The following is a 22024-nucleotide window of genomic DNA, read 5'->3' as shown; positions in this document are numbered from 1 at the left end:
GCACTCAATCCAGACCGCAAGGACGCCATGTCAGGAATCTTCTCCAAGGCCGTCGGCCTTAACGGACTCTCTTATCGTCTGCTTTCCTACATTCTGATCTGCAGTACGGTGCTGGCACTGCTCATCACCGTGCTTCAGCTCGCCTGGGACTACAACAAGGATGTGACCGTCATCGAGGCCAGCATCGGCCAGATCGAGGCCTCCTTCCTGCAACCCATCTCGGCCAGTCTCTGGAATCTGGATGAAGAGCAGGTGAAGGTGCAGATCGAGGGCATCATGAACCTCCCCAACATGCAGTTCGTCATGGTCAAGGAGATGCTGGGCAATTCGGAAGTGCCCCTGCTCACCCAGGGGGTGGAGCAGCCCCAATACGACATCTCCCGCGAGTTCACCCTGAGCTATCAGGGGGAAGTGGTCGGCAAGCTTTTCGTCGCCGCCTCCCTGGAGCAGGTCTACCAGCGCCTCATCGAGAAATCCGTGCTGATCCTGGTCAGCCAGACCATCAAGACCCTGGTCGTCTCGTTCTGCATCCTGGTCATCATCTACTATCTGGTGATCCGTCATATCAACCGCATCGTCAGCTATGCCCAGAAACTGAGCCTGGATCGCCTCGCGGTGGAGCTGACCCTGGAAGGTCGGCCCCTGCCCCGCAAGTCCCCTGACGAATTCGATACCCTGGCCGCCACCCTCAACCAGATGCGCACCCGGCTGAACGACGAGTTCACGGCCCGCCATCAGGCCGCCGATCAGCTCCAGCAGGAGCGGGACTTCTCCGCCACCCTGATCAACTCCGCCAACATGGTCATCTGCTGCATGGAGCCGGATCTCAACATCGCCAGCATCAACCCGGCGGCCATCCTGCTCACCGGCTATCACCACCAGGAGCTGTTGCAGCACAACTGGCTGGATCTCTTCGTCAGCAAGGAGCAGCGTGACGAGCTGGCCGCCACCCTGGCCGATCAGGGCGCTCTGGAGGACAGGGAGATCACCATGCACGACCAGCAGGGCAACGAGCTGGTACTGCAGTGGACCTTCGCTCCCTTCTACGAGGGGCCTAACCTCAAGTACCTGATCGGCTTTGGCTATGACATCACCCCCCTCAAAAAGGTCGAGCGGGAGATCACCCTGTTCAACGAGCAGCTGGAAGGCAAGGTGGCGGAACGCACCCGCAGCCTGAGCGATGCCAACGACCAGCTGGGCAAGGCCTATGACGATCTCAAGCAGGCCCAGCAGACCCTGGTGGAGTCGGAGAAAATGGCCTCCCTCGGTTCCCTGGTTGCCGGCGTGGCCCATGAGATCAACACCCCCATCGGCATCAGCGTCACCGCCTCCTCCTACCTGCAGGAGCGGGTGGCCGACTTCAAGCAGCATATCGAGGCCAAGCAGCTCTCCCGCACCTACCTCAACGAATTCACCCAGAATCTCGACGAGTCGATGCAACTGCTGCAAGGCAACCTGAGACGCGCCTCCGAGCTCATCGCCAGCTTCAAGCAGGTGGCAGTGGATCAGTCCTCCGAGGCCCGCTACAACTTCAGCCTCGCCGACAACCTGCATCAGGTGGTGGTCTCCCTCGGTTACAAACTCAAGAAGGCCCAGTGCGAGGTGGACATCCAGTGCGATCCCAAGCTGAGCATCTACTCCTTCCCGGGCAGCTTCACCCAGATCTATTCCAACCTGATCCTCAACTCCATCCATCACGGTTTCGATGGCTGGGACAGGCCCAGAAAGATCACCATCCAGGTGGCGCAGCAGGGAGACGAGCTGGTCATCGACTACAGTGACAACGGCCGCGGCATCCCCCCGGAGATATTGCCGCGCATCTTCGATCCCTTCGTCACCTCCAAGCGGGGACAAGGTGGCAGCGGGCTCGGCACTCACATCATCTACAACCTGGTGGTCCAGCTGCTGCGCGGCCGCATCCACTGCGCCAGCGAACCGGGCCAGGGCGCCCAGTTCCACATTCGCCTGCCCATCCAGCAGAACTGAGCACCGGCTCTTGTGGGCCGGCCGCTTTGTCCCCATCATGCTGTGACTGCATTCTTAACGAGCGGAGAACCTCGCAATGGCACAGCATTTTGACTACATCGCCATCGGTGGCGGCAGCGGCGGCATCGCCTCGGCCAACCGGGCAGCCATGTACGGCAAGAAAGTCGCCCTGATCGAAGCCAAAGAGCTGGGTGGCACCTGCGTCAACGTCGGCTGCGTACCGAAGAAGGCCATGTGGTATGCAGGCCAGATCGCCGATGCCCTGAAATATGGCGCCGACTACGGCTTCGACACCACGCTCAACCACTTCAGCTGGGCCAAGCTGGTCGAATCCCGTCAGGCCTATATCGGGCGCATTCACCAGTCCTACCAGAACGTGCTGGGCAAGAACCAGATCACTGTCATCAAGGGCTTCGCCCGCTTCGTCGACAGCCATACCGTCGAGGTGAACGGCGAGCACTACAGCGCCGATCACATCCTGATTGCCACCGGCGGCCGCCCCGAAGTCCCGACCATTCCGGGCGCCGAACTGGGTATCGACTCCGACGGCTTTTTCGACCTGCAAAGCCAGCCCAAACGGGTTGCCGTGGTGGGTGCCGGCTATATCGCCGTGGAGATCGCAGGCGTGATGCAGGCACTTGGCTCCGAGACCCATCTGGTGGTGCGCAAGCATGCGCCGCTGCGCAACTTCGACCCCATGATCCACGAGACCCTGGTGGAGATCATGGCGCAGGAAGGGCCCAAGCTGCACACCCACGCCATTCCCAAGGCCGTCATCAAGAACGCCGACGACAGCCTGACCCTGCAACTGGAAGATGGTCGCCACCTCACCGTGGACTGCCTCATCTGGGCCATCGGTCGCGTGCCTGCCACCGACAACCTCAATCTGGCTGCCACCGGCATCACCCTGGACGAGAAGGGCTTCATCCCCACCGATAAGTTCCAGAACACCGCCGTCGCCAACCTCTATGCCGTCGGTGACAACACCGGCCGCATCCAGCTCACCCCAGTGGCTGTCGCGGCAGGCCGCCGCCTCTCGGAGCGGCTGTTCAACAACAAGCCGGGCGAGCACCTCAACTACGATCTGGTGCCGACCGTGGTGTTCAGCCACCCGCCCATCGGCACCATCGGCCTGACCGAGCCGGAAGCCGTCGCCGAATACGGGGAAGATCAGGTGAAGGTCTACCGCAGCCAGTTCACCGCCATGTACTCGGCCCTGACCCAGCATCGCCAGCCCACCCGGATGAAACTGGTCTGCGTCGGGCCGGAAGAGAAGGTAGTCGGCCTGCACGGCATCGGCTTCGCCATGGACGAAATTCTGCAAGGCTTCGGCGTCGCCATGAAGATGGGGGCCACCAAGGCGGACTTCGACAACTGCGTTGCCATTCATCCGACCAGTGCGGAAGAGTTTGTGACCATGCGCTGAGTGAAAAGTGGCAGCAGAAACGCCATGGCCTGATTCGGCAACTGCATTTCTCTTCACAGCCAACCAAAGCAGAAGAGATAGTCATCATATGCTGATTGACGGCACAGGGAGGGAAACACTGGGAACAACCTTGATAACCGTGTTTCCCTCCCATCACGAGATAAGGTGGATGGGAATGAAAAAAGACATGAAAAGGACACCGACTTGAGGCCGGTGTCAGGTGATAACTAGATCTGTACAATAACGACAATCATAAAAACTGTTTGTTTTTCCAATGAAAGCCTTGGCAATAATCAATTTTAACTTTTTCACATGCATTCAGATGCTGAACGGTCTCAACACCTTCAATTAAAACATAATCGCTTACACGCCGACAACGATCCACACCACGCTTCAAGCCTCTATGGTCATGACAAAATGTCCATAACACTTTTTTATCTATCTTAATTCCATCCCAATAATTAGAAGATACATGTGATGACGATGATTCTCCAAAATTACAATTAAAATCATCAAGCCAGATCTGATGACCATGATATCTCAACAGCTCTAAATTACGCGGCTCAAAGGTGCCAATAGACTGCGCTGATAAATCTTGATAATCGACTTCAAGTGCCAGTTTACACTGGCTATGTTTGCACAACCATTCAATAAATGAGCGATCAGATATAGATGTGGCTCTGATATTGACGAAAAAACGCTTCTTCTTTGAAGATACGTCCACCCGACAAATATGATTGATTTGGTTAACTTGACTTTTAACCAAATCAATCACATCACCATCACTCATCTCAGAAAAATACTTCTCAACATCATCACACTTTTCTATAGTAGAGAGGACCTCATAACCAACCTCGCGACCATTATTAATATTTATTATCGGCTGATAGCGACTCTTAAAAAGAGATTTATTAAGCTTGATAGACGCTGCGACAGCTTTGTTTTGTAAAAAAATAACATTCATAATAGTGCAATCTCAATTGTTTAAACTCCTTGCAGTGTCCATTAAACAAACAGCCGTGATCAACAAATGATTTATGACAATAAATAATGAAATTAAATGATGGGGTCGCACTCAACTAAAGAATGCGACCAAATACAAACAGCTATCTAGTTGAAACAACTATCCCACCAAAAAAATCTATGTAGTAAATTCCTTCATCCAATTTCAATGCATAAACAGCTGAATCTTTATTTGCAAAATCACTCAGCATTTTAAGAGAAGAGGTGTTCTCCGTTACTGATGATGTATCAAACGACACAACGTTCTTAGCTTTTATCATCCAGACATCCCATGAATCACTTCCTATTATTTCTTTTCTCATATTACCCGAGGCAGTGGTATTGAGAACCTCATGCCCTTTATAAGAAAAGCTGAAGTCTGCATAAAAGAATCTATATCTATTATCCGATAAATCCAAACTCTTGTCTGTGTTCAATGTCAGTGACAATGTAAATAACATTTCACGGTTTGTTTTTACATCAGAAAATGTACTCCGACTGCAATCAGAAATTACGTCCGAGTTGAAAACCTTCACGGTTGAGTTCTTATTGATATGCACGCTACCCTTAGGGGGAAGCTCAATATTATCAACTGAGTCAACTCCAAACTCTTCCAGTAATGCACACTTCAATATTTCGACTGGTTCGATCTCGTCTGAAATAAAAAGCTTTTTGATTTTTGTTTCATCCGTATCATTGACATGCATTAAAGAGATGACGTTCGGAGAAATACCTACATATACTTTTCCATCTACAGTCTTATCTAAATTACTGATAATATTTTTAACATCGTCAGATACTTTTCTGTCTAGCCCAACGGGTGTTAAAACAAGAAAATTTTTTATAAGTGATTGATTTACACCAACATAATAGTCATTTTTTATTCCATCACCAGCATTTGATTTAAAATAAAAATGCATAAACACTAAAATAAATGAAAATAATAAAGCACACCCATAAATATATATTCTTTTTTTTGTGGTTAGACGTGTCCATAAACTGGGCGATGAATAACCAAGGCGTTTCAGTTTTGCTTCTGGTTCAGGCTGGATCGCTTCATCTTTACTTATGAAAATGGGGTTATCGAGCATACTCTTGCTATCAAAGTGATACTCTACGTGATATTCAATATCATGCACACCATCAAACATCATATTTTTTTCATAATTCTCATCTTCTCCTGATGCGCTCTCTTCAAGAAAAGCGACCGCATCAGCCAGAATATATCCGACTTTAGGTACCGTCTTTATTGCATCAGTTTCCCCCAAGACATCAAATTTACGACGAAGCAATAAAATGATGCGATTCAAGTGACCATCTGTACCTGACGCATTCGGCCAGGCATGTTCAAATAAAAACTGTCGTGTCACTGTAGTGGCTTGATGTTGACACAGTAACTCAAGCACCTCACTTTCCTTGCTACTCAGTCTCAAGTCATGACCATCTATGTTACCTAAAGTATAAAGATGGGGGTTGAATGTGATTTTTCCGGCGATGACATAACGAGTCATAAGTAACCTCTGTGTGGTTCAATCTTAACTGGACTTGAACATTTCAAATTTCCCTGTATAAAATTACGATACTTTATGAAAAATTCAAAAGTTATTTTTTCTGAATAAGCGAAAAGGAGGAAGGGAAAGTGATGAGGTTAAAATGAGGGAGAAGGAATTTTAGATACAGTAGCATGGTTGGACATTAGTTAGCATCCAACCATTTACAAAAATTTGATGTCTATGTGATGTTACATATAGTTGATGACTAGTTTCACACCCCATTCGACCTGACCGGCTTGCTCAAATGTCGCATCTATATCCAGCCCCAGGAATGTCTTCTTGTTACCACCTTGAACTTCACCTTCAAAGGGGAGCGACTGACCATCATCACGGGTAATCAACACTCGCCCCTCATCAAAAGTCAACGCCCCATTCGGAGAACCAACAACAGATAAACTATAATACGCGGAATTGTTGCAGCTCACTTCAATCCCCTGTGTTCTACGTCCATTACTCCCGACTTTGATTGGACCGAAATCCACAACAGAATCCCTAAGCAGAGCCTCACAAACCAAGTCAAATGGGGGCACAGTTGCAGTACACTGTCCATAAGGAAAAGCCCAAACCCGACCATCTAAGGAGGGCTTCTTATCAGTTCCTGCTGCCACCCAAGCTGCCCAACACTCACCAACCCCAGCTGGAGCACATTCTCCAGAGTGTGAACCTCTCGCTGGGTCAACATAGTTGCTAACGGTACCAACTTCTGGTCGTGCGGAACCAAATATTGCTTTATTAACACTATCGATCGCTTGAGCAACGGTTGTGTTATAGGAACCTGAAAGACCTGTCCCGCCAGCTAAATAGGGGTCAACCCCACCAGACGAGAAATGTCGATGTGATTGTGGGCTCCACAACCCATAGCCAGTAAGCTGGTTTTGAATGACTGTATCATCCAGCTCTACAGCTTGGTAGGTCATATTAGCGATTGAATAACTACTACAGCTCCCACCAAGTACAAACTCATAGGAAAGTACGGCTGGAACTGTTCTAGCCAGCAATGGGGTAGACATCAATAGTGTCAGAGTCGCTGAGCCCCAAAATAAACCTGAAGATATGCATTTTAATTTCTTTGACATCAGACATACCAGGATGAGGAATGTTGGAATTTTCATTAAATAGAACATATCCCCCCCTCGAAGCGCTGTCTTACACCTTCACACTTACCACGACAAAAATACGCCAAAAACGATTCAACTCGATTACTCATAACTCACCTCAAACTGACCAGAGGCAGAAAACTCCCCAGGTTTTATTTTCTCAAGCGTTCGTCTAAGATATGAATGGAATTTCAACTCTGTAGACCCTGGATTCAAAGATTGTCCTGCAGTCATCTGCCCAAGGGTTATATTTCCATTACCATCCTTCAGACCGACTTTAAACCCACATTCACTGCCATCACATTGTGTATTCAGCAGGTCACTTGTATTCCCAACTTGAGAAAATGTCACCTTGGCTGTTTGAGCTACCGAGAGTTCACAGTCCTCCAGCTGAATAGAAAATGGTACTGGTTCGGTTTCACTCCCTATGCTTGAGAAATCTTGAGCATTGATAGTACCCATCAGCACCGATAACATATTTCCATCGCCCAAGACGATATTGCATGGGCTCTCTATCACATTACCTGTAATAGTGAATTCAAGCAGTTCTGCCTTCACATTGGAGGTATTAGCTAATACGCAGAGCAGTGAAAAGACAGACGACATTAAACTTCGTTTAATACCTATCATGACTCACCCTCCTATACTATAAGTGCATTAATGTTTGACATCAGGATCGATATCACAAGATACCCCAGGACAAGAAAACTGTAATTTTCGTCTTGCACCAAAGTCATCAACATAGGTCAGTATAGGTCTGACCCCTAATTGCTTGGGTCCCAGATTCAATATATGACTGGTTCTTGGCGCCAACATCACCGCTTCGAAACGCTTTGATGCTTGTACACCTTCTGCCGAGTCAGCTTCAGTTAGAGTAATAAAGTATGGGGTGGGATTTTCAATGCGATACTTATCCAACTCCTTATACAGCTTAAGTTTTTTTTGCCAAACAACCTTGGGTTCGTTCTTTTTCGGTATCAGGGAAGAAGGGCGATAGAAAAACTTAACTCTTGTTTGCAATGCCAACTGCAGCGTATTTGGTTTATCACTTTTAGGTGGAATCTCTCTCACATTAAAATAAAACAAAGACTCCCGATCTTGAGGTAATTGCCTAACGTTAGGAAGTGCTTGAATTTTCAACATACTCTGTGAATCCGCTTCTAAACGTTGGATCGGTGGTAATACAACAAAAGGACTATCTATTTTTTTCCCCTCACTGTCCTCAAGCCAAGCCTGAGCCAAATAAGGTAGTGATTTATTAGTATTTATAATATGCAAACTGATTGAGTCGCCTTGACCAGGGAAAATTACTCTTGTTCTGTCAATCGTGACTGCTGCATCCGCGCCGCCAGATATTACCAATAGCAGAATAGTGATTGATGTGAATATGTGTTTCATAAACTTATCTCTTTAAATATAAATAGAAATGTCATAGACATAGAAATTTCAGGAGTTCATTTTCATCGGGTAGCTTAGTTGGTACTACCACTGAACAAGTTTTTTCTCCCCAACTAACAGATAAGGTTTCACCCTTATTCAAGCCAATCAGATACGCCACTCCGTCATCGGATACCATACCCATTTGTTGCTTCTTTTCGTTATAGATAACAGCCGAAAAAGGAGCATACTTGCCGTTAGCCTGCGTGATCTGAGTTAATCTTTTCGCTCCAGAGAGCATATCAAAGTGATGGAAACCTATAGCCCCTTCCGTGAGAGTACCTGTTTTGACTGGGCTGCCTATGTACTCAACATCACTTCCAAGCTCATTGACATCAACGCTAATCGAATGACGATAATAGCTGCTAAGATCTGCCAATACTGCTTTGCCGCTAACATTGGTCTTTACTGATGGACCTGAACCTTTGATTGGTATATCTGCAGCACCATCAGTATCAACCATCATTCTAGTACCACCTCTTGTGCCATTTCTATGCAGAGCAGTAGAACCATCAGCTATTGCTGTGACACCACCATACATGGATAATCCCAAGCCAGTAGAAACATCAGGTTGATGGTTAAAGTTAGCCGATATTGAATTATTATCCCCTACATGGGAATAAAAGCCACTCAACACACTGTCATTATTGGATGAAGCACCAGCCGTTAATGAGTATGTGTTACGGTCATCGATTCTGTCCATATAAGAAACATTATGCATAATATTTGCGTTGTTCTTATTAAGGCTATAACTGACTCTTGCAGTCTGTCCTAGCATGGCATTTATAGAGACATACATTCCATTGTCAATGACTCCATTTTGCTCGGAACGATATCCTGTCATTGATACAGATAGATTTTTCCAGTCAAGCAAGTCAAAGTGACTTGAGACAGATACACTGATACGCTCTCTATCTGCATTATCCCAATATGACTGGTGAGTAAAATCAACATATGCCCCCAAATTCAGATCTCTAAATTGCTTGCTTAAAATGACTGAATACAATTCTTTCGAATTACCGGAATACGCCTCATATGTAGAGGGCTCATTAAGCAGCATTAGATAATCGTTCATGTTGAGAAAGTCTTCCTCAGAAAATCGATATGCAGCAAAAGTTATCTGACTATCATAATCTGAAAAGCTTTTTGAATAATTAACCCTGTATGAATTACCAGACTTGGTGCCGTTGTCTGGGACGCTGGCCCAAGAGCGCGTAATATCAAATGAAATAGCGCCGATCTCGAAAAGATCTCGCCCAACCCCCGCGACCAAGGAGCCATAGCCATTACTCAACAATCCACCGCCGAATACCGAATATGTATTGGAAACCCCCATTGACAATTCACCACTAAAAAACTCGGGCCCATCAATTCTATGCTCCCGATAACTTGAAGTGGCCTTACCCGCTGCCAATTTATATCTAACAGTGCCTGGTCTTGATAAATATGGAATAGATGCTGTGTTAACTTGAAAGTTTTGCTCTGTTCCATCTTGCTCTTCAACACGAACATCCAGGGTACCACTAACCGACTGGTTTAAATCTTGAACACGAAATGGACCTGCAGCAACTTGAGTCTCATATAAAACTCTTCCATTTTGACTGATGACAACTTTGGCATTCGTCTTTGCGATACCAACGACTTCAGGTGCATATCCTCTCAAATTTGGTGGCAACATGTTCTCATCGGTTACCAGGGATGCGCCTAAAAATTGGAACGAATCAAAAACAGATGTGCCCAAATCAATCTCACCAACAGTCAACTTGGCTGTTAAATCTGGTATTGCCCGATATCCATATACCCTGTTAACAGTAAAGTCATTATTATTCACGCCCGCAGAGCTATGTGGATTATACATACCGTTCCAATCAGCTCTCCAGCGCCATGCACCGGTGTTTATTCCTGCAACTCCATAAGCACTTACATCTGTTGAGTCGCCATTTTGATATCTATTGTTATATCTAACATTGATACCGTAATCTATAATTACACCATTGACACCATTATCCCAGTTAGAAGGCAAGTCCCAGTTTTTATAGGTATTCTGCATATATTCCTGTGGAACAGAAACATTCAAAGAATAATTATTAAGTGTACCTTTAGCTACGATACCTTTTAATACATCCAAGTTGTAACAACCTTTGCCATCCAAACTGGATAATGCAATATCCAAATATTTATTTTTTAACCCTATAGAGTGAATCAATTCTGATGAATAGCAAATTTTGGATGAGTTATCTTCAGATTCAATATAGTTTACATCCTGCTCACTTATCATTTGTGCATTGACCACCAACTTCATGTGATAAACACCAGGATAAATGAATCCGGAATTATTGAACTGAGAGAAGTCGATGTTTTCCCTATCTATTACATCAACAAGATCTAAATTAAAGTCATATCCTTCAGCCTTAATCACTCCATGATGCATAAACAGCCAGCACAATAATAGAGATACAAACCTAAGATAATGACCCATATAAGTACTTCTTCTAGGCAAATGATTTAAAAGACATAAGCCTATAAAGGCTTATGTCCATACTTAAAAATATCTTACTGATAAGACATTTCAAAATTTGCTGTGGCAGTGAACTCACCCGGAGTGATGTCTTTTGCTGCTGTGACCTTTGACGTTTTAACCAGGCGAGCCCCGAATTGAAGAGTGTTATCACCGGCATACAGATCAGCCGGATCAGTGTTAGTGCCCAGCACAATTGCTTTACCAGAGGCGATATCAGTCAATTCAATGCCAGCGCCAGCAGCAGTACCCTCGATAGCCAGAGCGTTTCCACCAGTTTCAGCACTATTACCGGTAAACTTAACAGATACTTTCTTTGCAGCCTCGGCGGTACAACCTTCCAGTTCAATATTGAAAGGAATAACTTTGGTATTACCCTCTGCCAACACTGCTGATGACACCAGCCCCATGGGAACTGTCTGATCAGCAGTGTCAGGAGTAATGGAGCATGGAGAATCAATAATAGTGCCCACGAACTCCACCTGACCCAGATCAGGTTGGGTTGGCAGCAGATTATCTGCAGCAATAGCAGCCCCGCAAGTAACAAAAGAAAGAGTCAGTGCCAGCGCATGTTTTTTAAACATTTTCAAATACCTTATACAAATGTATGTTGGAGCCAATATATATCGACTCATCCGACAAGAAAGCAAAGCACGTTGCACGTTGTTACAGCTTTAGCTTTTTTTTGCGATCATGTTCGCTTTCTGGGCAAAAGAATATCGGCAAGAAATGTTTTCATCAAAATATATAAAAAAACATTGCGTTATGTATAAAAACGCCATAAATCAACAAGTTATATAAAAATCGTGTTTGGTGTATTTTTTTTCACAAAAAAAACACATCAAACAAATAAATTATAAATGGTCAACTTAACTTAAATTGTAAACAAAGATAGTCTGATTATGATTAAAGAGGGGTGCTAATTGTAACTGGCTGTTATCAAGTAGGCTTGGTTGGTTTATGAAAAAGTGATAGTTGATAGCCAAAGTATTTTAAATATACTTTTAGTTTATGAAGATTGGTCTTGGCTTTTGGCTTTTGGCTTTTGGCTTTTGGCTTTTGGCTTTTGGCTTTTGGCTTTTGGCTTTTGGCTTTTGGCTTTTGGCCGTATAGTAGTCTGCAATGAAAGCATATATAACTCAACTGGATTAAACTGACAACGTGGTTATCAAGCCATTACAAAGAAACTAGTTGTCATTATTTAACAATAAGAGTGTATTTGCACCAAGCCTAAACTTTTAACCCTCCCCCCAATAAAACCAAATTTACACCCCTTATTAATATGATCTTTTCTATTACCAATTATCCCTATGAAAAATGAGAAGCACATTTAAATACCAACCTCCTTTAATTGTTTTTGAATCACATACATTCAATAGCATCTGTCCACCACAGAAAGGAAGACCCATTATATAAACCACACTAAGCTGAGCTGCGTTTCTCAAGTGGTTGAAAACGACCTCTCACTTCATAAAACTCCATTAATTTACAGATAAAGCATTTATTTTCTTCAAAAAACGTAAATGTGCCTCTTTAGAGGACCATTTGATGACTGCACACTCCTTAGCCTGAATCTCGAACACGTTGAGAGCACCACCTAATATCGGGAAGACTGTTCCCCCTAATCCTGGCTGGTTTTTTACCCGCCGGCAAAACCCGCCTTCTTTACGCCGATTTTACGCCCGCTCCCGGCCGCTTTATGGCGCCTTTACGCCCGTTTTACATACCCTTTCAGCGTCAATGAGACCTATGGGATCGACACGGATATGCATCGATCCCTGACGCTAATTACCTCAACGGAGTCGTTATGAATTGGCTATATCTGCTGCTGGTCCTCGCCCTCGCGGGTTATCTGCTGCGCGCCCTTGCGCGCACCCATGAGTGAGGAACCGGATATGTGGCAAGAGATCATCTATCCCGTCGCGTTCGTGCTGCTGGTGCTGCTGCCGGCGCCTCTGCTTGGCAACTACCTGTATCGGGTGTTTGAAGGCAAGAGTCGCTGGCTGGCCCCGCTTGAGCGCGCCACCCTGGCCTGCTGCGGCACGGACGGGCGCGAGCAGGACTGGAAGTCCTACGCCCTCAGCCTGCTGGCCTTCAACGGCACCGGTTTCGGCCTGCTGTTCCTGATCCTGATGGCGCAGGGGCTGCTGCCCCTCAACCCGCAGCAACTGCCAGGGCTGAACTGGCAACTCGCCTTCAACACCGCGGTCAGCTTCATGACCAACACCAACTGGCAGGCCTACTCCGGCGAAGCCAGCCTCTCCTACTTCAGCCAGATGGTGGGGCTCACCACCCAGAACTTCGTCTCCGCCGCCACCGGCGCCGCCGTCGCCATCGCCCTGTTTCGCGGCATCGCCCGCCAGCAGACCACCCACCTCGGCAACTTCTGGCAGGATCTGGTGCGCTTCTGCCTCTACGTGCTGCTGCCGATGGCGCTGATCCTGGCGCTGCTGCTGGTATGGCAGGGGGTGCCCCAGAGCCTGTCGGCCTACCTGCCGTTCCATGCCCTGGAAGGTCAGGAGCAGCTGCTGCCGCTCGGCCCGGCTGCCTCCCAGATCGCCATCAAGCAGCTCGGCTCCAACGGTGGCGGCTTCTTCGGCATCAACTCGGCCCATCCGTTCGAAAACCCCACCGCCCTCTCCAACTGGCTGGAGATGGTCGCCCTGCTGACCCTGGCCGCCGCCATGGTCTGCACCCTGGGCCGTTACGTGAAGGATCTGGCCCATAGCCGCGCCATCCTCATCGCCATGACCATCATGCTGGTGCTGGGGCTCTGCCTCGCCATCGGCCAGGAGCTGAAGCCGGATCCCGCCCTCGCCCACCTCACCAGCGAAGCCGGCAACTGGGAAGGCAAGGAGAGTCGCTTCGGCCCCGTGCTGTCCAGCATCTGGGAAGTGGCGACCACCGCCGCCTCCAACGGCTCGGTCAACGCCATGCACGACAGCTTCACCCCCCTCGGCGGCATGGTCGGCATGATCAACATGCTGCTGGGTGAAGTGGTGTTCGGCGGCGTCGGTGCCGGCATCTACGGCATGATGCTGTTCGTGCTGCTGACCGTGTTCCTGTGCGGCCTGATGGTGGGGCGCACCCCAACCTATCTGGGCAAGCGGCTCGGCATCACCGAGATGAAGTGGGTGGTCGCCAGCATGCTGGTGATGCCGGTCGGGGTATTGGTGATCGGCGGCATTACCCTGCTGATGCCGAACTCCGCCACCGTCATCGGTCACGATGGCCCCCATGGCCTGTCACGACTGATCTATGCCTACGCCTCGGCCGCCGGCAACAACGGCTCCGCCTTCGCCGGCTTTGCCGCCGCCGACAGCTGGCAGTGCATCGCCATCGGGCTGGCCATGCTGCTCGGCCGCTTCGGCTACATCATCCCCGTACTGGCCATCGCCGGCCAGCTGGCCCGCGCCCCGCGTCAGGAGCGAAGCGAGGGGGACTTCCCCGTCAGCGGCCCGCTCTTCATCACCCTGCTGATCGTCACCGTGCTGCTGATGGGGGGTCTCTCCTTCCTGCCGGTGCTGGCGTTGGGCCCGGTGGCGGAACACCTGAGTCTGCTGGGAGGTGCTTTCTGATGCTGCACACCCGATTGATCTGCGTGACCAACTATTCGATGCAGGGAGCTTTCCAATGAGCAAGTCCGCTTCAATGAGCACCGACACCATTCAGGTGAAGGGCAAGAAACAGAAATCACAGATCCTGCAGGCCATGGTGGAAGCCCTCTATCGCTTCAACCCCAGGGCGCTGTTTGGCAGCCCCATCCTGTTCACCCTCTGGCTGGCGGCCGTGATGGCGACCCTGGAGTCGCTGCTGGGGCAACCGCTCTCCAGCGTCGCCCCTTCGCTGGCCTGGCAGCTGACCGCCTGGCTCTGGCTCACCCTCTGGTTTGCCAACTTCGCCGAAACCCTGGCCGAGGGGCGCGGCAAGGCGCGGGCCGACAGCCTGAAGGCCGGCATGAGCCAGCTCAAGGCACGTCGAGTCACCAGCCCGCAGGATGACAAGGGCGAGTGGGTACCGGCCACCAGCCTGCTCAAGGGCGATCTGGTGCTGGTGCGCAGCGGCGAGATGATCCCGGCCGACGGCGAAGTGGTCGCCGGCATCGCCTCGGTCAACGAGGCGGCCATCACCGGCGAATCCGCCCCCGTCATCCGCGAGTCGGGCACCGATCGCAGCGGCGTGACCGGCAACACCACCGTCGTTTCCGACCAGATCTGGGTGCACATCAGCAACAACCCGGGCGAAAGCACGCTGGATCGCATGATTGCGCTGGTGGAAGGGGCAAAGCGCCAGAAGACCCCCAACGAGATGGCGCTGGACGCCCTGCTGGTGGGGCTGACCCTGATCTTCCTGCTGGTGGTGGCCACCCTGCCCTGGTTCCTCGACTACAACGGCACCCAGGTGCCCCGGCTCTATCTGCTGGCGCTGTTCATCACCCTGATCCCGACCACCATCGGTGGCCTGCTCTCCGCCATCGGCATCGCCGGTATGGACCGGCTGGTGAAGCTCAACGTGATCGCCAAGTCGGGCCGGGCGGTGGAAGCCGCCGGCGACGTGCGTACCCTGCTGCTGGACAAGACCGGCACCATCACCTTCGGCAACCGGATGGCGGACGAGCTGATCCCGGCCCCCGGCGTGGATCCCTCCCTGCTGGCCCAGGCCGCCATGCTGGCCTCGCTCGGTGACAACACGCCGGAGGGCAAATCCATCCTGACCCTGGCGGGCAAGAGCCACACCAGACCGAGCCAGCTGGAGAGCGACATCATCATCCCCTTCAGCGCCGAGACCCGGCTGAGCGGGCTGGATCGCAACGGCCATCGCTATCGCAAGGGGGCGGTGGACGCGGTGCTACGCTACCTCTCCCTCGATCGCAAGGCGGTGCCGGAGCTCATCCTAAAATCGGTGGACAACATCGCCCGCCAAGGGGGTACCCCGCTGCTGGTCTGCACCCACGAGAAGTTGCTGGGGGTGGTGTACCTCAAGGACATCATCAAGCCGGGCATCAAGGCCCGCTTCCAGACCCTACGCCACATGGGGATCCGCACCGTGATGATCACCGGTGACAACCCGCTGACCGCCGCCGCCATCGCCGCCGAAGCCGGGGTAGATGACTTCATCGCCGAGGCGACGCCGGAGAAGAAGCTGGCCTACATCCGTCAGGAGCAGGCCGACGGCCGGCTGGTCGCCATGTGCGGGGACGGCGCCAACGACGCCCCAGCGCTGGCCCAGGCCGACGTAGGGCTGGCCATGAACGAGGGGACTCAGGCAGCCAAGGAGGCGGGCAACTTGGTGGATCTCGACTCCAACCCCACCAAGCTGCTGGACGTGGTGCTGGTGGGCAAGCAGCTGCTGGTGACCCGCGGCGCCCTGACCACCTTCTCCATCGCCAACGACGTGGCCAAGTACTTCGCCATCCTGCCGGCCCTGTTCATCGCCGCCTATCCGCAGCTGGGGGCGCTGAACCTGATGCAGCTGGGCAGCCCGGAGAGCGCCATCCTGTCGGCCATCATCTTCAACGCCCTGATCATCGTCGCGCTGGTGCCGCTGGCCCTGCGCGGGGTCAGCCTGAAGGGAACGGCGGCCAGCCTGCTGCGCCGCAACCTGCTGATCTACGGCGTCGGCGGCCTGATAGTGCCTTTCATAGGTATCAAGCTGATCGACCTGGTCATCACCGGCCTGGGGCTGGTGTAACGGCATTACCGGATGCGGGGCAGGCCCGCATCCACCCAACGCATTTGGAGCAAGAAAATCATGATAGCAATCAGAACCCTGCTGACCCTGACCCTGCTGCTGGGGGTGGCATATCCGCTGGCCGTCACCGGGCTGGCCCAGCTGCTCTTCCCCTGGCAGGCCAACGGCAGCCTGCTCACCAACGCCAAGCAGCAGGTGGTCGGCAGCGCCCTGCTGGCCCAGAAATTCGAGCGGGCCGACTACTTCCACTCCCGCCCCTCCGCCAGCGATTTCGCCACCATAGGTGGCGGCGGAAGCAACCTGGGGATGAGCTCGCCCCTGCGGGCCGAGTTTGCCGCAGCTGCGGCCAGGGCGCAGCCGGAAGCCAGGGTCCCCGCCCTGCTGACCCGCTCCGCCTCCGGCCTCGATCCCCATCTGCCCCTCGATGCAGCGCTGGCCCAGGTGGATAGGGTCGCCGGGCAACGGGGGCTGGATCCAGTTCAGTTGACGGAGCAGGTCAAGTCGGCGGCACAAGCTGGTATCCTTGGCCCGCAGGTGGTCAACATTCTCCAGTTGAACCTGCAACTCGATCATCAAAAGGGCGCCTGAGGGCGCTCCTTGCCGTTCGGGAAGGCTCCCTTTCGACAACGGGGACAAGCATGAGCAATGAGGTCACGGCCGCAGTTCGGCCGATGCAACGGGAGCACGGGGATGCGTGATGAAGTGAGGGCAGACGCCCTGCTGGCGAGCCTGGAGCAGGAGCACAGGGGCAAGCTGAAGGTGTTTCTCGGCGCGGCCCCCGGCGTCGGCAAGACCTACGCCATGCTGCAGGCGGTGCGGGAGCAGGCCAGGGAGGGAGTCGACATCCTGATCGGGGTGGTGGAGACCCACGGCCGCCAGGAGACCCTGGCCCTGCTCGACAAGCTCGCCATCCTGCCGCGCACACTGCACCTGCACCGCCAGCAGCGGCTGGAGGAGATGGATCTGGACGGCCTGCTGGCGCGCAAGCCCGCCATCGCCGTGGTGGACGAGCTGGCCCACAGCAACGCCCCCGGCAGCCGCCACGAGAAGCGCTGGCAGGATGTGGAGGAGTTGCTGGGCGCCGGCATCGACGTCTACACCACCCTCAACGTGCAGCACCTGGAGAGCCTCAACGATCTGGTGTGGCAGCTGACCGGGGTCAGGGTCAAGGAGACCCTGCCGGATCAGGTGCTGCTGGAGGCCGACAGCCTGGTGCTGATCGACCTCCCCCCCAAGGAGCTGCTCGGCCGCCTCAAGGAGGGCAAGGTCTATGTGCCCCACCAGGCCAAGGCCGCCCTGCAGTCCTTTTTCTCTCTGAACAACCTGACCGCCCTGCGGGAGCTGGCGATGCAGACCGCCGCCAGCCACGTGGAGGGAGACCTGCAGTTGCAGTGGCAGGCGGCTGGCAAGACCACACTGCCGCTGCGGGGCAAGCTGATGGTCTGCATCGGGGATGAGCACGGCGCCGCCCTGGTGCGTTACGGCCACCGCTTCGCCCAGCGCAGGCAACTGCCCTGGCTGGTGGTGCACATCGACAGCAGGGGGCAGCGCTCCCCTGAGCTGGAGCAGGCGCTGGCCCTCGCCTCCCAGCTGGGGGCCAGGGTGCTGACCCTCTCCAGCCCGGCCGTGGCCGATGCCCTGCTGGAGACCGCCGAACAGCAGCAGGTCTCCCAATTGCTGCTCGGCAAATCCCGCAACCCGCCCTGGCGTCGATCCCTAGTACAGCATCTGCTCAAACAAGCGCAGGGATTCGAGATCACGCTGGTGGATACCGAGAAGCGCAAGCCCGGTCTGACCCTGCCAACGGCAGGCCCGGGTGAGCTTCGCCAGAGCCTGCTGGCGGTGGCCATCATGGGGGGGACCTCGGCCGCGGTCTGGGCCCTCTCCCACTGGCTGCCCCCCGCCTCCCTGCCCATGCTGTTCGTGCTGGGGGTGCTGGCCACCGCGCTCACCACCAGCCTGGTCCCCGCCATCCTGGCCGCCGTGCTGGGATTCGTCGGCCACAATCTGCTGTTCACCTTCCCCTACTTCTCCCTGAGCGTGGCCAGCCACAGCGACCTGCTCACCCTGTTCGTGCTGCTCATCGTCGGCATCGCGGCCGGGCGCCTCGCCTCCCGCCAGCGTCAGCAACTGGTCAGCCTGCGCGAGACCCAGCAACTGGGCAACGCCCTGCTCTCCCTGAGCCAGGGACTGGCCACCGCCAGCAGCCCGGTGGACGTGCTGAGACAGGGAACCCAGGCCATCGCCCTCGCCCTTGGGCAGCCCGTGTTCGCGCTCGATGGGGATTACCAGTACCGGGCCGGTGACACCCAGACCGGGCCGGGCCAGACCGACAAGGCCGCCATTGACTGGTGCCTGGCCCAGAAGCAGAGCGCCGGTGCCCATACCGCCACCCTCAACGCCGCCGAGGCCCAGTATCATCACCTCGGCGATGACCTGGTGCTGGGCATCCGGCTGGCCAGTCCGCTCACCTCCGCCGCCGAGCACCAGCTGCAGGCCCTGCTCACCGATATCCGCGCCGCCCTGGCCCGAATCGATCTCAACGAGCGGCTGGCGGACAGCCAGTTGCAGGCGGAGACCGACCGGATGCGCGCCGCCCTGCTCTCCTCGGTCTCCCACGACCTGAAGACGCCGCTCGCCACCATCATGGGGGCCGGCAGCACCCTGCTGGAATACGGGGACCGGATAAGTGCGGAGGACCGCATCGAACTGCTGCACTCGGTGCAGGACGAGGCGCGCCGCCTGCACGGCTATGTCCAGAACCTGCTGGACATGACTCGCATCGGCTCACCGGACTTCCAGTTGAAACGGGACTGGGTTGACCTGGCTGACCTGGTGGAGAGCGCCCGCCGCAGACTCGACTCCTCCTGGCGCCAGCACAAGCTGCTGGTGCACTTCGATCAGCAGATCCCCCGGCTCTATGTGCACGGTGCCCTGATCGAGCAGGTGCTGGTCAACATCCTCGACAACGCCTCCCGCTACTCGCCGGCCGGCACCCCCATCGAGTTCAAGGTGATGCTGGCGGACCCCGACCTCATCATCGACATCATCGATATCGGGGTCGGCATCGCCGAGTCTGATCGGGACAAGATCTTCAATCTGTTCTACACCCAGCCGGTCGGCGACTGCGGCAGCCGCGGCACCGGGCTTGGCCTCGCCATTTCCCGCGCTATGATAGAGGTCCACGGCGGCCGCATCTGGGCATTCGCCGGCCCCAACGGCAACGGCACCTGCATGCGCATCTCCCTGCCGCTGGCCCTCAACGCACCGGCGGCCTGATGGTCGCCGCCCTTTTCAATCAGCAAACGGGAGGCTGAATGGCTCACATACTGGTCATCGACGACGAGGCGGCCATCCGCCGTTTTTTGCGGATCAGCCTGATCGCCGAAGGACATCAGGTGAGTGAGGCGGTCGGCGTCACCGAGGGGATGGCCCAGTATCGCCACCTCAACCCCGACCTGGTGATCCTGGATCTGGGCCTGCCGGACGGTGATGGCATCCAAATCCTGCACGCCATCCGCGAGCACCACGCCAATCCCGTGCTGGTGCTCTCGGCGCGGGACTCAGAACAGGAGAAGGTGCGGCTGCTGGATGCGGGGGCCAACGACTACATGAGCAAGCCGTTCGGCGTCGGGGAGATGATGGCCCGTATCCGGGTGCTGCTGCGCCAGCGAGTCGGTGCCACCAGCGGCGAATGCCGCCACTTCCCCCACTGTGGCCTGACCCTGGACAGCAGCAGCCACAAGGTGACCCTGCAGGGCGAGGAGATCCCCCTCTCCCGCAAGGAGTTCGCCCTGTTGCAGGCGCTGGTGTGCCACCCCGGCAAGCTGGTGCAACAGACCCAGCTGCTCATCGACATCTGGGGGCCAAGCCACAAGGAGGACACTCACTACCTGCGCATCGTCATCGCCAGTCTGCGCAAAAAGCTGGGAGATAACCCCCAGCAACCCACGCTGATCGAGACCGAATCCGGTATCGGCTACCGCTTTATCGGCAGCTGATGTTGCAGCAAGAAGCTGGGCGGCAACATTCCCAGCAACCCACCCTGATCGAAACTGAAGCCGGCATCGGCTACCGCTTTATCGGCAGCTGATGTTTCACGTGGAACGACGCCAACCGCAGCACAGGGCCAGCAGACCGCATCCCCCGAGCAGCAGCCCGAGATCCTGCAAGCTGGCTGCAACCGCCAACCCCAGGCTGAGCAGCAGGTAGTAACCGAGCCCGAACAGGGCCCCGGCACTGCCCGCCACCTCCCGATAGGCCAGCAGCGCCTGGCTCAGCACATTGGGGATCGCCAGCCCGAACGCCACTACCACCCCCATCATGGGCAGCAGGAACCAGAGCGAAGTCTGACTGGCCCACACCAGCCAGCCGGACCCCAGCGCCAACGCGGCAGCGAGCCGGATCAGCGAGGCAGGCGACCAGCCACGCCCCAGCAGGCGCTTGTTGAGCAGGCTGCCCCCCAGGGTCGCCAGCGCCAGCAAGATGCCGGAATAACCAAACTCGCCCGCACTCAACCCCAGCCCGGCAAACAGGAAGGGAGCCAGACTGTAGTAGCCGAACAGCATGGTGTTGAACAGCGCCACCAGGGCAGCGCTGCGCCACAAGCCGGTATCACGCACCATCCGGCAGGCCAGCGGCCAGAGTGCGACCCTTTGGGTGATGGCCGGGCGGGTTTCCGGCAGTTGCCAGCAAGCCATCAGCAACAAGCCGATTGCCAGCGCCAGCAGGGCGCCGAATACCCCGACATAACCCAAGCCATCAGCAAGCAGGCCACCGCTCACCAGCCCCAGTACCGGGCTCAGGGAGAGCGCGATGCCCATCACCGAAAAGACCCGCGCCAGATCACTGCCCTGATAGCTGTCACGCAGCATGGTCTGGGTCACCACGGAGCCCACGGCGGCGCCGAAGGCCGCGATGACCCGTGCCAGCAGCAGGGTTTCAAATTGAGTGGCCAGCAAAGCCAGCAGAGTACCGGCGCCATAGGTCATCAGCCCCGCCAGCATGGCGGGACGCCGCCCGACCAGATCGCACAGTCGGCCCCAGCAGACCACGCCCGCCGCAAACGCCAGAAAATAGACCGACAGGGTCTGGGACGCCTGCCCCTCGCTCACCCGAAACTCAGTGGCGATATGGGTCAGCACCGGGCTGTAGATGGTCTCCACTATCTGGGGAAACATCATCAATCCGACCACCAGCCAGCGCGGTGGCAACCTGTTGTTCATGACACACCTCCTTCACAAGAGGTCGCCATTCTAGAGAGGGATAACTTGTCCGATTACAATAAGGCGGACTATAAACAGCAAGAATCGGA

General features: G+C 54.1%; 16 protein-coding genes and 1 pseudogene. 9 read left to right on the top strand and 8 right to left on the bottom strand.

The features are described 5' to 3' along the window. Window positions 1–27 precede the first annotated feature (27 nt). Both ACVDHI_RS15980 and gorA read left to right on the top strand, forming a co-directional pair. The gene (locus ACVDHI_RS15980) at window positions 28–1986 is read left to right on the top strand and encodes an ATP-binding protein (RefSeq protein WP_010672308.1); all 1959 of its coding nucleotides are present in this window, start codon (window positions 28–30) and stop codon (window positions 1984–1986) included. A 76-nt stretch (window positions 1987–2062) separates the two neighbouring features. Next, on the top strand, window positions 2063–3412 hold the full coding sequence (gene gorA / locus ACVDHI_RS15975; RefSeq protein ID WP_048209396.1) for a glutathione-disulfide reductase: 1350 nt from the start codon (window positions 2063–2065) through the stop codon (window positions 3410–3412). Window positions 3413–3662: 250 nt separating this feature from the next. On the opposite strand, the gene ACVDHI_RS15970 is transcribed toward gorA, so the two are convergent. From ACVDHI_RS15970 to ACVDHI_RS15940, 7 genes are all read right to left on the bottom strand, one after another. Beyond that, entirely contained in the window at window positions 3663–4376 is a 714-nt protein-coding gene (locus ACVDHI_RS15970; protein ID WP_447212270.1) for an EAL domain-containing protein, read from the bottom strand. A gap of 142 nt (window positions 4377–4518) precedes the next feature. Continuing rightward, the gene (locus ACVDHI_RS15965; RefSeq protein ID WP_447212269.1) at window positions 4519–5925 is read right to left on the bottom strand and encodes a winged helix-turn-helix domain-containing protein; all 1407 of its coding nucleotides are present in this window, start codon (window positions 5923–5925) and stop codon (window positions 4519–4521) included. Window positions 5926–6155: 230 nt separating this feature from the next. Beyond that, on the bottom strand, window positions 6156–7091 hold the full coding sequence (locus tag ACVDHI_RS15960) for a hypothetical protein (RefSeq protein ID WP_447212268.1): 936 nt from the start codon (window positions 7089–7091) through the stop codon (window positions 6156–6158). A 75-nt stretch (window positions 7092–7166) separates the two neighbouring features. Continuing rightward, entirely contained in the window at window positions 7167–7694 is a 528-nt protein-coding gene (locus ACVDHI_RS15955) for a fimbrial protein (protein ID WP_447212267.1), read from the bottom strand. Window positions 7695–7721: 27 nt separating this feature from the next. Beyond that, window positions 7722–8462 (bottom strand): fimbria/pilus periplasmic chaperone, encoded by a 741-nt coding sequence (locus tag ACVDHI_RS15950; protein WP_447212266.1) that lies wholly within the window; start codon window positions 8460–8462, stop codon window positions 7722–7724. Between the two features lie 31 nt (window positions 8463–8493). Next, window positions 8494–10980, bottom strand: coding sequence for a fimbria/pilus outer membrane usher protein (locus ACVDHI_RS15945; RefSeq protein ID WP_447212265.1), 2487 nt, complete (start codon window positions 10978–10980; stop codon window positions 8494–8496). A 74-nt stretch (window positions 10981–11054) separates the two neighbouring features. Then, window positions 11055–11603, bottom strand: coding sequence for a fimbrial protein (locus tag ACVDHI_RS15940; protein ID WP_447212264.1), 549 nt, complete (start codon window positions 11601–11603; stop codon window positions 11055–11057). A 369-nt stretch (window positions 11604–11972) separates the two neighbouring features. On the opposite strand from ACVDHI_RS15940, the gene ACVDHI_RS15935 reads away from it, so the two are divergent. The 7 genes and pseudogenes from ACVDHI_RS15935 to ACVDHI_RS15905 all read left to right on the top strand — a co-directional run. Then, entirely contained in the window at window positions 11973–12176 is a 204-nt protein-coding gene (locus ACVDHI_RS15935; RefSeq protein WP_447212263.1) for a hypothetical protein, read from the top strand. 738 nt (window positions 12177–12914) lie between these two features. After that, window positions 12915–14597 carry a potassium-transporting ATPase subunit KdpA gene (gene kdpA / locus ACVDHI_RS15930; protein WP_279975092.1) on the top strand — a complete coding sequence of 561 codons (1683 nt, stop codon included), beginning with the start codon at window positions 12915–12917 and terminating at the stop codon, window positions 14595–14597. A 55-nt stretch (window positions 14598–14652) separates the two neighbouring features. Further along, window positions 14653–16710 (top strand): potassium-transporting ATPase subunit KdpB, encoded by a 2058-nt coding sequence (gene kdpB, locus ACVDHI_RS15925; RefSeq protein WP_041214194.1) that lies wholly within the window; start codon window positions 14653–14655, stop codon window positions 16708–16710. A gap of 60 nt (window positions 16711–16770) precedes the next feature. Then, window positions 16771–17298 (top strand): potassium-transporting ATPase subunit C, encoded by a 528-nt coding sequence (locus ACVDHI_RS15920; protein WP_041212076.1) that lies wholly within the window; start codon window positions 16771–16773, stop codon window positions 17296–17298. 102 nt (window positions 17299–17400) lie between these two features. Next, window positions 17401–19989 carry a sensor histidine kinase gene (locus tag ACVDHI_RS15915; RefSeq protein WP_010672298.1) on the top strand — a complete coding sequence of 863 codons (2589 nt, stop codon included), beginning with the start codon at window positions 17401–17403 and terminating at the stop codon, window positions 19987–19989. Window positions 19990–20027: 38 nt separating this feature from the next. Then, window positions 20028–20711: a response regulator gene (locus tag ACVDHI_RS15910; protein WP_010672297.1), complete on the top strand. Its 684-nt coding sequence runs from the start codon at window positions 20028–20030 to the stop codon at window positions 20709–20711. Window positions 20712–20720: 9 nt separating this feature from the next. Next, a pseudogene (locus ACVDHI_RS15905) lies at window positions 20721–20803 on the top strand (DNA-binding response regulator); the annotation flags it as partial. Window positions 20804–20807: 4 nt separating this feature from the next. On the opposite strand, the gene ACVDHI_RS15900 reads toward ACVDHI_RS15905, so the two are convergent. Beyond that, a complete protein-coding gene (locus ACVDHI_RS15900; protein WP_324063054.1) occupies window positions 20808–21935 on the bottom strand; it encodes a multidrug effflux MFS transporter in 1128 nt (375 codons plus the stop codon). Between the last annotated feature and the right edge of the window lie 89 nt (window positions 21936–22024).

This window comes from Aeromonas sp. 25-248, assembly GCF_053005425.1.
This window is presented reverse-complemented; position numbering and strand designations above follow the sequence as displayed.